This is a genomic window from Mesorhizobium sp. B2-4-3 (assembly GCF_006442815.1).
Classification (GTDB): Bacteria; Pseudomonadota; Alphaproteobacteria; order Rhizobiales; family Rhizobiaceae; genus Mesorhizobium.
Genome location: NZ_VFVL01000004.1, coordinates 72,652 through 85,359, shown reverse-complemented (window position 1 = coordinate 85,359; position 12,708 = coordinate 72,652). Strand labels below are relative to the sequence as shown.

Sequence of the window (12,708 nt, the reverse complement as noted above, 5' to 3'; positions counted from 1 at the left end):
CACTTCCTACATGGGCAAACGCGCCCGCGTCATGCAGTTACTGCTGCTGCCAGCTCTTCACCAGTTCGTCGTAGTTGATGGTGATCGGCTTTTCCTTCTCGTTCTCGATCTTCAACTGAGGAGCGAGATTGCCTTTCTTGACCGCGTCGGCATTCCAGTAGGCAAGATCGTGCTCTTCGGCCATCTTCGGGCCAATATCGCCCTGGACGCCCGACTTCTCGATGCGGCTCATGACCTTTTCCTGCTCGGCGCAGAGCGAGTCCATTGCTTCCTGGGCCGACTTCGCGCCGGACGAGGCATCGCCGATCGCTTGCCACCAGAGCTGCGCCAGCTTCGGATAGTCAGGCACGTTGGTGCCGGTCGGCGACCACTGGACGCGGGCCGGCGAGCGATAGAACTCGATCAGCCCGCCGAGCTTCGGAGCGCGCTCGGTGAAGCTCTTGTCGTGGATCGTGCTCTCGCGGATGAAGGTCAAGCCGACATGGCTCTTCTTCACGTCGACCGTCTTCGAGGTGACGAACTGCGCGTAGAGCCAGGCGGCCTTGGCGCGATCGTCAGGCGTCGACTTCATCAGCGTCCAGGAACCCACGTCCTGGTAACCGAGCTTCATGCCGTCCTTCCAGTAGACGCCGTGCGGCGACGGCGCCATGCGCCACTTGGGCGTGCCGTCGTCGTTCAGCACCGCCTTGGCGCCGGCGTCGACCATCGAAGCGGTGAAGGCGGTGTACCAGAAGATCTGCTGCGCGACCGCGCCCTGCGCCGGCACCGGGCCGGATTCGGAGAAGGTCATGCCCTGGGCTTCCGCCGGAGCGTAGGCCTTCAGCCAGTCGAGATATTTCTGGATCGAGTAGACCGCCGCCGGGCCGTTGGTGTCGCCGCCACGCGCCGTGCAGGAGCCGACAGGACGCGAATTCTCGTCGACCTTGATGCCCCATTCGTCGACGGGCAGGCCGTTCGGAATGCCCTTGTCGCCATTGCCGGCCATGGACAGCCAGGCGTCGGTGAACCGCCAGCCGAGCGACGGGTCCTTCTTGCCGTAGTCCATATGGCCGTAGACCTTCTTGCCGTCGATCTCGCGGCCGGTAAAGAACTCGGCGATGTCCTCATAAGCCGACCAGTTGACGGGAACGCCGAGGTCGTAGCCGTACTTCGCCTTGAAGTCGGCCTTGTTCTTCTCGTCGTTGAACCAGTCGTAGCGGAACCAGTAGAGGTTCGCGAACTGCTGGTCGGGGAGCTGATAGAGCTTCTTGTCGGGCGCCGTCGTGAACGAGGTGCCAATGAAGTCCTTCAGGTCGAGGTTCGGATTGGTGACATCCTTGCCCTCGTTCGCCATCCAGTCGGTCAGGTTGCGCACCTGCTGGTAGCGCCAGTGCGTGCCGATCAGGTCGGAATCGTTCACCCAGCCGTCATAGAGGTTCTGGCCGGTCTGCATCTGGGTCTGGATCTTCTCGACGACGTCGCCTTCCTGGATGACGTCATGTGTGATCTTGATACCTGTGATGGCGGAAAAGGCCGGTGCCAGCACCTGTGACTCGTATTGGTGCGTGGCGATGGTTTCCGAAACGACCTTGATGTCCATGCCGGCGAACGGCTTGGCGGCGTCGATGAACCACTGCATTTCCTTTTCCTGGTCGGCGCGTGAAAGCGTCGACAGGTCGCCTATCTCCTTGTCGAGAAAGGCTTTTGCTTCGTCCATTCCGGCATAGGCATGGCCCGCTCCCAGCAAAAGGACAAGGGCGGTCGTCGATGTTAGAAATTGCCGTCGCATGTGTCTCCTCCAGTCTTAAGTTGCAAGTGCGATCCGGGCGGCCGCCAGCACGCGGCCGCTCCGGCTATTCCCCCTCTATACGTATCGGAACACGCCAACGGCGTAGACCACGGAGAGAGCGAGAGCCCACCACAGGTTGGGTCCAACCAGACCCAGCCAAGCGAGATGGATAAATGCGCTGCCAAGCAGCGACAGGAACAAACGATCGCCACGTGTCGTCTCGAAGCGCAGCACCCCGACGCGCGGATGACCGCCGGGCGAGGCATATTCCCAGACGCCCATGCCGAAGAGCATCAGCGCGATGACGATAAAGAAGGCGGCCGTAGGCCACGTCCACGCCATCCAGGAGAAGTCGAGGTTCATGGCTTAGACCCTCCCCAGGGCAAAGCCCTTGGCGATATAATTTCGCACGAACCAGATGACCAAGGCGCCGGGGATCAGCGTCAGCACGCCGGCGGCGGCGAGCAGGCCCCAATCCATTCCGGCCGCAGAGACCGTGCGGGTCATGGTGGCGGCGATCGGCTTGGCGTCGGTCGTGGTCAGCGTGCGGGCGATCAGGAGCTCCACCCACGAGAACATGAAGCAAAAGAAGCAGGCGACGCCGATGCCGCTCGCGATCAGCGGCATGAAAATCTTCAGAAAGAAGCGCGGGAAGGAATAGCCGTCGATATAGGCGGTCTCGTCGATCTCCTTCGGCACGCCGGACATGAAGCCTTCGAGGATCCACACCGCGAGCGGCACGTTGAACAGGCAGTGCGCCAGCGCCACGGCGATATGGGTATCGATCAGGCCGAACGCCGAATAGAGCTGGAAGAACGGCAGCGCGAACACCGCCGGCGGCGCCATGCGGTTGGTCAAAAGCCAGAAGAACAAATGCTTGTCGCCAAGGAAGCGGTAGCGCGAGAAGGCGTAGGCCGCCGGCAGCGCCACCGCCACCGATATCACCATGTTCATCACCACATAGGTGATCGAATTGATGTAGCCCGAATACCAGGACGGGTCGGTGAAGATGGTGCGATAGTTCGCCAGTGTCGGATTATGCGGGAACAGCGTCAGGGACGACACGATCTCCGCATTGGTCTTGAAGCTCATGTTGATGAGCCAGTAGATCGGCAGCAGGATAACGATGATGTAGACCGTCGGCACGATCCACCACCAGCGCGATTCCTCGCCGCGGCGGCGCATCAGCTTCGCCACCTCGTCCTGCGACAGCGTGCTTCCCACTTCGGTGACCGCCGTATCGCTCACGCGTGTCGTCTCGTTGGCGCCCGCCATCTCTCAGCGCTCCGCGTCGTAGTTGGTCATCACGGTGTAGAACACCCACGACAACAACAGGATGATCAGGAAGTAGACCAGCGACATTGCCGCCGCCGGACCGAGGTCGAACTGGCCGAGCGCAGTCTTGACCAGGTCGATCGACAGGAAAGTGGTCGAATTGCCGGGACCGCCGCCGGTGACGACGAAGGGCTCGGTATAGATCATGAAACTGTCCATGAAGCGCAACAGCACGGCGATCAGCAACACGCGCTGCATCTTGGGCAGCTGGATGTAGCGGAACACCGCCCAGCGCGACGCGCCGTCGATCTTGGCCGCCTGGTAGAAGGCATCGGGAATCGAGACCAGGCCAGCATAACAAAGCAGCACGACCAGGCTGGTCCAGTGCCAGACATCCATGATGATGACGGTGACCCAGGCATCGATCGGATCCTGGACGTAGTTGTAGTCGATGCCGAGCGCATTGACGTAATAGCCGAGCAGGCCGATGTCGTTGCGCCCGAAGACCTGCCAGATCGTGCCGACGACGTTCCACGGAACGAGCAGCGGCAGCGCCATCAGCACCAGGCAGACCGGCACCCCCCAGCCCTTCTTCGGCATGTTGAGCGCGATGAAGATGCCGAGCGGCACCTCGATCGCCAGGATGATGAAGGAGAAGATCAGGTTGCGCACCATCGCTTCCCAGAAGCGGTCGGAGTGCAGCAGCTCCTCGAACCATTCGGTGCCGGCCCAGAAGAAGACGTTGTTGCCGAACGTGTCCTGCACCGAATAGTTGACGACGGTCATCAGCGGGATGACGGCAGAGAACGCCACCAGCACCAGCACCGGCAGGACAAGGAACCAGGCCTTGTTGTTCCAGGTCTTGTCCATCTATGCCCCCATCTCGACGCGCCAGGAATCGGCATAGATGTTGATGCCAGCGGGATCGAAGCGGACTTTTGGTTCGGCAGGCACCTCGTCGTCCTCGCCGATCACCGCCGCAATTTCCTTGCCTTCCAGGTTGGCGCGCACGACCTTGTGGCGGCCGACGTCCTCGACCTTGGAGACCTGCACCGCCATGCCCTCGCGGCCGAGCCGCACATATTCGGGACGGATGCCGAGCTCGACGGCGCCGGCTTCGGCCTTGGGCACGCCGGGCAGTTCGATGCGCTGCGCGCCGAGCCTCGCCGTACTGCCTTCCAGCGCAACCGGCAGCACGTTCATGCCCGGCGAGCCGATGAAATAGCCGACGAAAGTGTGGCGCGGCCGCTCGAAAAGTTCGGCCGGCGTGCCGATCTGCACGATCTCGCCGTCATACATGACCACGACACGGTCGGCGAAAGTCAGCGCTTCGGTCTGGTCATGCGTGACGTAGACCATGGTGTAGCCGAAGCGGCGGTGCAGCTGCTTCAGCTGCGAGCGCAGCACCCACTTCATATGCGGGTCGATCACGGTGAGCGGCTCGTCGAACAGGATGGCGTTGACGTCGGAGCGCACCAGGCCGCGTCCAAGCGAGATCTTCTGCTTCTGGTCTGCGGTGAGCCGGCGCGCCTTCCTGTTCGCCATCGAAGCAAGATCGATCATGTCGAGCGTCTCGCGCACCTTGCGGTCGACGTCGGCTTCCGGCACGCGCCGGTTGCGCAGCGGGAAGGCCAGATTGTCGTAGACGGTCATGGTGTCGTAAATGACCGGAAACTGGAACACCTGCGCGATGTTGCGCTCCTGCGTCGACAGCCTGGTCACGTCCCGGCCGTTGAACAGCAATTTGCCGTGCGAGGGGTGCAGCAGTCCCGAGATGATGTTGAGCAAGGTGGTCTTGCCGCAGCCCGATGGCCCGAGCAGCGCATAAGCGCCGCCATCCTCGAAAGTGTGGTGGACTTCCTTCAGAGCGAAGTCGGAATCCTTCTGCGGATTGGACAGGTAGGAGTGGCGGATGTGGTTGACCTCGATGCGCGCCATCGTTTTCTCCTCAGGCCGCCAGCTTCGAAGCCGTCACGGCGCGGCCGTTATGGTCGAATACCATGATGTGGCGCGGGTCAATGAACACTTCGACCTCGTCGTCCGTCTCGAAATCGAGAATGCCATGCGCCAGCATGACCCAGCGCGCATCGGCGAAATCGAGATGGACGAAGCTCTCCGAGCCGGTGATCTCCGTGATGGTGACCTTGGCCCGCACCGGCACGGCGCTGGCGTTCGGCCGCTCCAGCGACAAATGATGCGGCTGGAAGCCGATCGTGTAGCTGGCATCCGCAATACCGGCGAGTTCGGTCGGCACCGGCAGCTTGACGCCGCCTTCGAGCAGGAAATCCGACCCCTTCTTGGAGAGCACGATGGTGTTGAGCGGCGGATCGGCGAAAGTCCGCGCCGTCACCAGATCGACCGGCTTGCGGAACACCTCGACCGTCGGGCCAAATTGCGTGACGCGGCCTTCCGAAAGCGTTGCCGTGTTGCCGCCGAGCAAAAGCGCCTCGTGCGGCTCGGTCGTCGCATAGACGAAGATGGTGCCGGCCGCGGCGAAGATCTTCGGCAATTCGGCGCGCAACTCCTCGCGCAGCTTGTAGTCGAGATTGGCCAAAGGCTCGTCGAGCAGCACCAGGCTGGCATTCTTGACGATGGCTCGGGCAAGCGCGGTGCGCTGCTGCTGGCCGCCGGACAGGCTGAGCGGCGTGCGGTCGAGATAGGGCGTGAGCTTCAAGAGCGCCGCCGCGTTGCGCACCTCCTTGTCGATCTTCGCCTGCTCGACACCGGCCACCCGCAGCGGCGAGGCGATGTTCTCGTAGACGGTCATCGCCGGGTAGTTGATGAACTGCTGGTAGACCATGGCGACGTTGCGCTTCTGCACCTTCTGTCCGGTGACGTCCTTGCCGTCGAACCAGACCGAGCCGGAAGTCGGCGCGTCGAGGCCTGCCATCAGCCGCATCAGGCTGGTCTTGCCGGAAAGCGTCGGCCCAAGCAGGACGTTCAACGAGCCGTGCTGAAGCGTCAGCGACACGTCGCGGATATGCTCCTGCGCGCCGACCGTCTTCGTCACGTTCCTCAGTTCCAGCATCACGCCTCCTCCCAGGCCTTGCGCATCAGCGGTCGATCCTCATTCCGCCGCAGCGACATGGCGGCTGCTCAGTCCGCGCATGAATTCTTCCAGTGCCGCCGTCTGCTCGCGGCTGAAATGCAGGCCGCGCTTGGTGCGGCGCCACAGCACGTCCTCGGCGGTGACCGCCCATTCGTTTTCGGCCAGATAGCGAACTTCCGCCTCGAAAAGGTCGGCGCCGAAATTGCGGCCGAGATCGGCATTCGACTTGGCGAGCCCGAGCAGCCTTTCCGCCCGCGTGCCATAAAGCCGGGTGAAGCGGCGCGCCAGCCGCTGGTCAAGGAACGGATAGGCGCTCTTCAGCCTGGCGACCTGGGCATCGAAGCCGGTCGCGGCGAAATCGCCGCCGGGCAGCGGCGCATCATGCGTCCATGCTCTGCCGCGCTTGCCGAGAAAACCTTCGATCTTCTCCAGCATCGATTCCGCCAGCCGGCGGAAGGTCGTGATCTTGCCGCCGAAGGCATTGACGAGCGGGGCGGCACCCTCCCCGCCATCGGCCTTCAGCACATAGTCGCGCGTTGCTTCCTGCGCCTTGGAGGCGCCGTCGTCATAGAGCGGGCGCACCGCCGAATAGGTCCAGACGATATCGGAGCGCTTCACCGGCTGCGCGAAATATTCGCTTGCCGCGGCGCACAGATAGTCGATCTCGGTGTCGGAGATCTTCACCTCACGCGGATCGCCGGGATAGTCGCGGTCGGTGGTGCCGATCAGCGTGAACTCTTCCTCGTAAGGAATAGCGAAGATGATGCGGCCGTCCTTGTTCTGGAAGAAATAGGCGCGCGGGTCGTCGAACTTCTTGTTGATGACGATGTGGCTGCCCTGCACGAGGCGGACATTGTGGACGTCGTTCTGGCCGACGGCGGTCGAGAGCACGTGATCGACCCAGGGGCCGGCGGCGTTGACGAGAAGCCGCGCGCGAACCTCTTCGATTTCACCGGTAAGCACATTCTGCACTTTCACGGTCCAAAGCGCACCGTTACGCCGCGCGCTGGCAACCCTGGTGCGGGTGCGGACAATGGCGCCCCGGTCGGCGGCGTCGCGGGCGTTCAGCACCACCAGGCGCGCGTCGTTGACCCAACCATCCGAATACTCGAAAGCCTTGCGGAACAATGGTTTGAGCGGTTTGCCTGCCGGATCGCGCGCCATATCCAGCGTCTTCGTCGCCGGCAGCAGCTTGCGCCCGCCGATATGATCGTAAAGGAACAATCCCAGCCGGATCAGCCAGGCGGGCCTGAGGCCCTCGGCATAAGGCAGCACGAAGCGCATCGGCCAGATGATGTGCGGCGCGTTCTTCCACAGAACCTCGCGCTCCATCAGCGCTTCGCGCACCAGCCGGAACTCATAAAATTCTAGATAGCGCAGGCCGCCATGGATGAGCTTGGTGGAGCCCGACGAGGTTCCGCTGGCGAGATCGTTCATCTCGGCAAGGTATACCGAAAATCCGCGGCCAACGGCGTCGCGGGCTATGCCGCAGCCATTGATGCCGCCGCCGATGACGAAAATGTCATGGATCGGAGATGCGTCCAAAGATTCCTCCAACGATTTCGCATTGCACCATTTTTGTGTTTTACGAAACCGCGGCGGAATTATTTCGAACTCAAAGCGAATGTCAAACGAAATATCATGGCCGCCTGAGTAAGCCGTGACACGCGCCTATTCGAACGCTGTCTCGATCAGCCGGACTTCGGTTTCCTCGCAAATCCGGCGGATTGACGGAATCTCGCAACGATCGGTGATGAAGGTATTCACCTGCGAAAGATGGCCGATCCGAACCGGCGCCGTGCGTTCGAATTTCGTCCGGTCGGAGACCAGAATGACGTGGCGGGCATTTGCGATGATGGCCTGCGCAACCTTCACCTCGCGGAAATCGAAGTCGAGCAGCGCGCCGTCATGGTCGATCGCCGAGGCACCGATGACGGCGTAATCAACCTTGAACTGGCGGATGAAATCGACGGCCGCCTCGCCGACAATGCCGCCGTCAGAACCGCGCACGACGCCGCCGGCGATCACCACCTCGATCGTCGGATAGATGCGCATCCTATTGGCAACGTTGATGTTATTGGTGATTACCATAAGCCCGTTATGGTCGAGCAGCGCTTTGCTGACGGCCTCGGTGGTGGTGCCGATATTGATGAACAGCGAGGCATTGTCAGGAATCAGCCGCGCCGCCGCGCGGCCGATCGCCTCCTTCTCATCGGCGGCAATCTTGCGCCGTGCCTCGTACTCCATGTTCTCGATACCGGACGGGAACAGCGCGCCGCCATGGATGCGGGTCAGCAGGCGCTGATCGCACAGATCGTTGAGGTCCTTGCGGATGGTCTGCGGCGTCACATTGAAATGCGTCGCCAGGTTGTCGACCAGCACCCGGCCATGGTCTTTCGCCATCTGGATGATCTCGGCATGGCGTGGCGAAAGAAACATCGCGCGTCCTCCATTTTCGTTTTTTCCGTGTATATCGGAAAACGAAAGCGAAGAAAAGGCATAAGCCGGCTAACGAAAATCACCTGATTGCAAAAGGCAAACCAGTGCGGAACACGCCTGCCGCCTCAGGATCGACGCCGGGCAATCTCGGTTATGACGTCGAACGCGGCGTCGACATCGGCCGCCGTCGACTCGAACTGCCCCGCCTGAAAGCGGATCGCCACGCGCCCATCGACCCGCGTTTGCGTAAGATAGATCCGGCCATCGGCATTGATGGCGTCGACCAGACGCAGATTGTGCTCGTCAGGATCGATGCCTGCCGCCGCGCGATGCCGGAACGAGAAAAGCGACAGCATCGGCTCGCTGCTGAGCTCGAAATCCGCTTCCCTGGCCAGCCGCGCGGCAAGCCCTTCGCTCCAAGCGACATGGTTGCGGATCATGGCGCGCAAGCCTTCGAGACCGTGGGCACGAAGCAGGAACCACAGTTTCAGCGCGCGGAAGCGGCGGCCGAGCGGCACCGACCATTCCGAGTAGTTGATGATGCCGTCATGGCCTCGGGTCTTCAGATAGTCCGGCTTGATCGCCAGCGTGCGCACCAGGTCTTCCGGCTGACGTACGAACTGGATCGAGCAGTCGAACTGCGCGCCCAGCCACTTATGCGGATTGAAGACGATGGAATCGGCGCCTTCGACGCCGGTCCAGAAATTCCGGTATTCCGGGCAAATCATCGCCGACCCGGCCCAGGCGGCGTCGACGTGCAGGTAGAGCCCGTGCCGCTTCGCGACAGCGGCTACCGCCGCGATGTCGTCAGTGCCGCCGGTGCTGGTGCCGCCGACGCAAGCGATGATGCCCACGGGCAGCAGCCCCGCTTCTCCATCGGCAACGATCGCCGCTTCGAGCGCCGCCGTGTCCATGGCGCGAAAACGTCCGCTGACCGGGATGCGGACGAGGTTTTCCTCGCCGATGCCGGAGACCCAGATGGCGCGATCGATCGAGGTATGGACCTGGTCGGAGGAATAGACGCGCAGCTTGCCCTGCCCGGCCAGCCCCTTTTTGTTGCCCTGCCAGTCGAGCGCGCGCTCTCGCATGGTCAGCACCGCTGCAAGCGTCGCCGACGAGGCCGAATCCTGGATGACGCCGGAAAAGCCCTCGGGCAGGCCGAGCGCCTGGCGCATCCAGTCGACGATGCGCGTCTCGAGCTCGGTCGCCGCCGGCGAGGTCTGCCACAGCATGCACTGCGCGGCCATCGCTGAGACCAGATACTCCGCCACGACCGACACCGGCGCCGCATTGGCCGGGAAATAGGCGAAGAAACGCGGGTGCTGCCAATGCGTCATGCCCGGCACGATCTTTTCTTCGAAGTCGGCGAAGATCTTGTCCATCGGCTCGGGCATTTCGGGCGGCGAGGCCTCGATGCTCCTGAAAATCTCGCCCGGCGCGATCGCCGGCCGCACCGGACGCTCGCGCAGGCCGGCGCGGTAATCGGCGCCCCAATCGGCTGCCCGCCGCGACCAGTCGCGGAATTCCTCATTGTCCATAATTCCCTCCCAGCAGCCGCCCATGTCGGCTAAACCGAACCGCCCTCAACGTTTGATTAACATGTTAAATATGTTGAGGCAACGGCTGGATCGAAAGGCCTCACCCCGGAAAATCCGGCAGGTTTGAAAAGGCCAATTTCAGCGCGCTGGACCAGCCATCCGAAATGGTGCGGTAGTAAGGATCGTCATGGCCGATCCGCCGGTTCAGCCCCACCTTGAACGCATCCTGTTCCATGAACAGAAGATCGAGCGGCAGCCCGACCGAAAGGTTGGATTTCAGCGTCGAGTCGAAGGATACCAGCAGCAGCTTCACCGTCTCCGCCAGGCTCATTGTCCGGTCATAGGCGCGGATGATGATCGGCTTGCCGTATTTCGTCTCGCCGATCTGGAAGAAGGGCGTGTCGTCGGTCGATTCGATGAAATTGCCTTCCGGATAGATCATGAACAGCCTGGGCGGGCTGCCCTTGATCTGGCCGCCGAGGATGAAGGAAGCATTGAAATAGGAGTCCGCCTTCTCGCCGTCGGGCGACGCATGCGCGATCGCTTCCTTGACCGTATCGCCGACCAGCCGCACCGTCTGGTACATGGACGGGGTCTCAAGCAGCTTCTCATGGCGGTCGCCGACCGCCTTGTTGCGCTCGTCGAGCAGGCTGACCACGGCCTGCGTCGTGGCAAGGTTGCCCGCCGACATCAGCACGATGACGCGCTCGCCGGGTTGTTCCCATACATGCATCTTCTTGAAGGTCGAGATCGAATCCATGCCGGCATTGGTGCGCGTGTCCGACATGAACACGAGCCCGCGATCGATCTTGAGGCCGACGCAATAGGTCATGATTGCTCTTCTGCTAACGATTCCGGCGCAGATTACTGCTCTACCGTGACTATCACGGCAAGCTTCTCTTGCGCCTGCCCCAGCAATATCCCCGACACCGGCGAGGCATCGCGATAGTCGCGCCCCGTCGCTACCCGCACATAGCGTTCGTCGGGAGAGATACCGTTCGCCGGGTCGAAGGCAACCCATCCGAGCCCGACGACATAGGCCTCGGCCCAGGCATGGCTTGCCGCCTGCTCGACGGCAGCATCCATCATCAGGTAGCCGCTGATATAGCGGGCGGGAAAACCAAGCGCGCCCGCCGCGGCGATGAAGATATGGCTGTGGTCCTGGCAGACGCCGGATTTCAACGCGAGCGCCTCCTCCGCCGGCGTCACGACGCTGGTGGTGCCCGGCCTGTAGGCGACGCGTTCGCTGATAGCGCCCATCAGCCGGTGCAGTCGCTCGATCTCGGTGCCCTGTCCGACCGCGCCGGCCAATTCGCGGATGCGCTCGCCGGCAGTGGTGAGCTGCGTCTGCTGACCGAACAGCCAGAGCGGCGCAAAGCCCTGATGCGGGCCCGTCACGCCCGCCGTGTCATGCGTGGTCACGTCTCCGGCGGCCTCGACGGTGATCGAGTTCTGGCCGCTCTCGGCGCTCACCAGCCGCGTGTCGTTGCCGAAATGGTCGGTGAACCGCACCTCCTCGCGCGCGCCTTCGACCTTGATCGCCCAGGAGCCGACGGTCTGCGTACGCCCGTTGGAAGGCAAAAGGCGCAGCCGTTGCAGCAGATACTGCACGGGCTGATCGTAGCGGTACTCGGTGCGATGGGTGATCTTGAGCCGCATAGCGCTCGCCCTCGGCTGTGCTCAATAGAACCGGTAGTCCTGGGCGATCTCGTCGCCCAGCCTGGTGTTGTCGCGAATGAACTCGGCCAGGAACTCGTGCAGGCCGTGGTCGAATATGTCCTTGATCGACCCTCTCTTGAGCAATGCCTGGATCTTCTCGGCCGTGCCATGGCAGGCATGGCGCTCGCCGTAATCATCGGCGAGGAATTTCAGATGCTCGCCGAGGAAGCGGTAGCAGAAGGTCAGCGAGCGCGGCATGCGCACGTTGAGGATCAGATAGTCGGCGATATTGGTCGGCTTATAGTCGGCTTCATAAACCCAGCGATAGGAGCGGTGCGCCGACACCGAGCGCAGGATCGACTCCCACTGATAGTTGTCCAGCGTCGAGCCGACCCAGGACAGCGACGGCAGCAACACATAATATTTCACGTCGAGGATGCGCGCCGTGTTGTCGGCGCGCTCGACATAGGTGCCGAGCTGCGAGAAGTCGAAAATCTCGTTGCGCAGCATCGTGCCGTAGAACGAACCGCGGATCAGCGCCGTCTCGCGCTTGATGGCGTCGAGCACCGTCGGCAGGTCGCGTTCGTCGATCGGTCTCGCCAGCATGCGCTTCAGCGACATCCAGGCTTCGTTGATGCTTTCCCAGGTCTCGCGCGTCAGCGCCGTGCGAACCATGCGGGCATTGTTGCGCGCCGTCTCGATCGACGACATCGTGCTCGACGGGTTCGAGGTGTCGCGCAGCAGGAAATCCGAGACGTTGGCGGCGGTGTAGTCCTGGTACTTCTGGCTGAAGGCGATGTCCGAGCCGGCGCTGAGCAGGACCGAGTTCCATTCCTCCGAAGCGCTCTGCGTGCGCGTCAGCGCCATGCGAAGACCGGCATCGACGAGGCGCGCCATGTTTTCGGCCCGCTCGATATAGCGGTTCATCCAGTAGAGACCGTTTGCGGTGCGGCCGAGAAGCATGTCAGGCCCTTCGGGTT

The 12,708-nt window shown here is 62.4% G+C and carries 12 protein-coding genes; all 12 read right to left on the bottom strand.

Features of this window, described 5'->3' with window-relative positions; all coding sequences use genetic code 11:
- Positions 1 to 37: 37 nt before the first annotated feature.
- The 12 genes from FJ956_RS05995 to FJ956_RS05940 all read right to left on the bottom strand — a co-directional run bounded on the left by FJ956_RS05995 (position 38) and on the right by FJ956_RS05940 (position 12,691).
- Positions 38 to 1,768, bottom strand: coding sequence for an ABC transporter substrate-binding protein (locus FJ956_RS05995; protein ID WP_140672831.1), 1,731 nt, complete (start codon positions 1,766 to 1,768; stop codon positions 38 to 40).
- A 75-nt stretch (positions 1,769 to 1,843) separates the two neighbouring features.
- Entirely contained in the window at positions 1,844 to 2,131 is a 288-nt protein-coding gene (locus FJ956_RS05990) for a DUF2160 domain-containing protein (protein ID WP_140672830.1), read from the bottom strand.
- A gap of 3 nt (positions 2,132 to 2,134) precedes the next feature.
- Positions 2,135 to 3,043, bottom strand: a complete 909-nt coding sequence (locus FJ956_RS05985; RefSeq protein ID WP_140672829.1) for a carbohydrate ABC transporter permease — start codon at positions 3,041 to 3,043, stop codon at positions 2,135 to 2,137.
- A gap of 3 nt (positions 3,044 to 3,046) precedes the next feature.
- Positions 3,047 to 3,913 (bottom strand): sugar ABC transporter permease, encoded by an 867-nt coding sequence (locus FJ956_RS05980; protein ID WP_140653038.1) that lies wholly within the window; start codon positions 3,911 to 3,913, stop codon positions 3,047 to 3,049.
- Positions 3,914 to 4,981, bottom strand: coding sequence for an ABC transporter ATP-binding protein (locus tag FJ956_RS05975; RefSeq protein ID WP_140672828.1), 1,068 nt, complete (start codon positions 4,979 to 4,981; stop codon positions 3,914 to 3,916).
- Positions 4,982 to 4,991: 10 nt separating this feature from the next.
- Positions 4,992 to 6,071, bottom strand: coding sequence for an ABC transporter ATP-binding protein (locus tag FJ956_RS05970; protein WP_140672827.1), 1,080 nt, complete (start codon positions 6,069 to 6,071; stop codon positions 4,992 to 4,994).
- A gap of 39 nt (positions 6,072 to 6,110) precedes the next feature.
- A complete protein-coding gene (gene glpD / locus FJ956_RS05965; protein WP_140672826.1) occupies positions 6,111 to 7,637 on the bottom strand; it encodes a glycerol-3-phosphate dehydrogenase in 1,527 nt (508 codons plus the stop codon).
- Positions 7,638 to 7,763: 126 nt separating this feature from the next.
- The gene (locus FJ956_RS05960; protein ID WP_140672825.1) at positions 7,764 to 8,531 is read right to left on the bottom strand and encodes a DeoR/GlpR family DNA-binding transcription regulator; all 768 of its coding nucleotides are present in this window, start codon (positions 8,529 to 8,531) and stop codon (positions 7,764 to 7,766) included.
- A gap of 125 nt (positions 8,532 to 8,656) precedes the next feature.
- Positions 8,657 to 10,069 carry an aspartate aminotransferase family protein gene (locus FJ956_RS05955; protein WP_140672824.1) on the bottom strand — a complete coding sequence of 471 codons (1,413 nt, stop codon included), beginning with the start codon at positions 10,067 to 10,069 and terminating at the stop codon, positions 8,657 to 8,659.
- A gap of 100 nt (positions 10,070 to 10,169) precedes the next feature.
- Positions 10,170 to 10,901: a peptidase gene (locus tag FJ956_RS05950; RefSeq protein ID WP_140672823.1), complete on the bottom strand. Its 732-nt coding sequence runs from the start codon at positions 10,899 to 10,901 to the stop codon at positions 10,170 to 10,172.
- 32 nt (positions 10,902 to 10,933) lie between these two features.
- Positions 10,934 to 11,728 carry a transglutaminase family protein gene (locus FJ956_RS05945; RefSeq protein ID WP_140672822.1) on the bottom strand — a complete coding sequence of 265 codons (795 nt, stop codon included), beginning with the start codon at positions 11,726 to 11,728 and terminating at the stop codon, positions 10,934 to 10,936.
- 21 nt (positions 11,729 to 11,749) lie between these two features.
- Entirely contained in the window at positions 11,750 to 12,691 is a 942-nt protein-coding gene (locus FJ956_RS05940; protein ID WP_095765309.1) for an alpha-E domain-containing protein, read from the bottom strand.
- Positions 12,692 to 12,708 lie beyond the last annotated feature (17 nt).

Bases quoted from the DNA above. Each gene is read 5' to 3' on its own strand.
- FJ956_RS05975 (WP_140672828.1), bottom strand. From the start codon at position 4,981: ATGGCGCGCATCGAGGTCAACCACATCCGCCACTCCTACCTGTCCAAT.
- FJ956_RS05985 (WP_140672829.1), bottom strand. From the start codon at position 3,043: ATGGCGGGCGCCAACGAGACGACACGCGTGAGCGATACGGCGGTCACC.
- FJ956_RS05945 (WP_140672822.1), bottom strand. From the start codon at position 11,728: ATGCGGCTCAAGATCACCCATCGCACCGAGTACCGCTACGATCAGCCC.
- FJ956_RS05980 (WP_140653038.1), bottom strand. From the start codon at position 3,913: ATGGACAAGACCTGGAACAACAAGGCCTGGTTCCTTGTCCTGCCGGTG.
- FJ956_RS05960 (WP_140672825.1), bottom strand. From the start codon at position 8,531: ATGTTTCTTTCGCCACGCCATGCCGAGATCATCCAGATGGCGAAAGAC.
- FJ956_RS05995 (WP_140672831.1), bottom strand. From the start codon at position 1,768: ATGCGACGGCAATTTCTAACATCGACGACCGCCCTTGTCCTTTTGCTG.
- FJ956_RS05940 (WP_095765309.1), bottom strand. From the start codon at position 12,691: ATGCTTCTCGGCCGCACCGCAAACGGTCTCTACTGGATGAACCGCTAT.
- FJ956_RS05950 (WP_140672823.1), bottom strand. From the start codon at position 10,901: ATGACCTATTGCGTCGGCCTCAAGATCGATCGCGGGCTCGTGTTCATG.
- FJ956_RS05970 (WP_140672827.1), bottom strand. From the start codon at position 6,071: ATGCTGGAACTGAGGAACGTGACGAAGACGGTCGGCGCGCAGGAGCAT.
- FJ956_RS05990 (WP_140672830.1), bottom strand. From the start codon at position 2,131: ATGAACCTCGACTTCTCCTGGATGGCGTGGACGTGGCCTACGGCCGCC.
- FJ956_RS05955 (WP_140672824.1), bottom strand. From the start codon at position 10,069: ATGGACAATGAGGAATTCCGCGACTGGTCGCGGCGGGCAGCCGATTGG.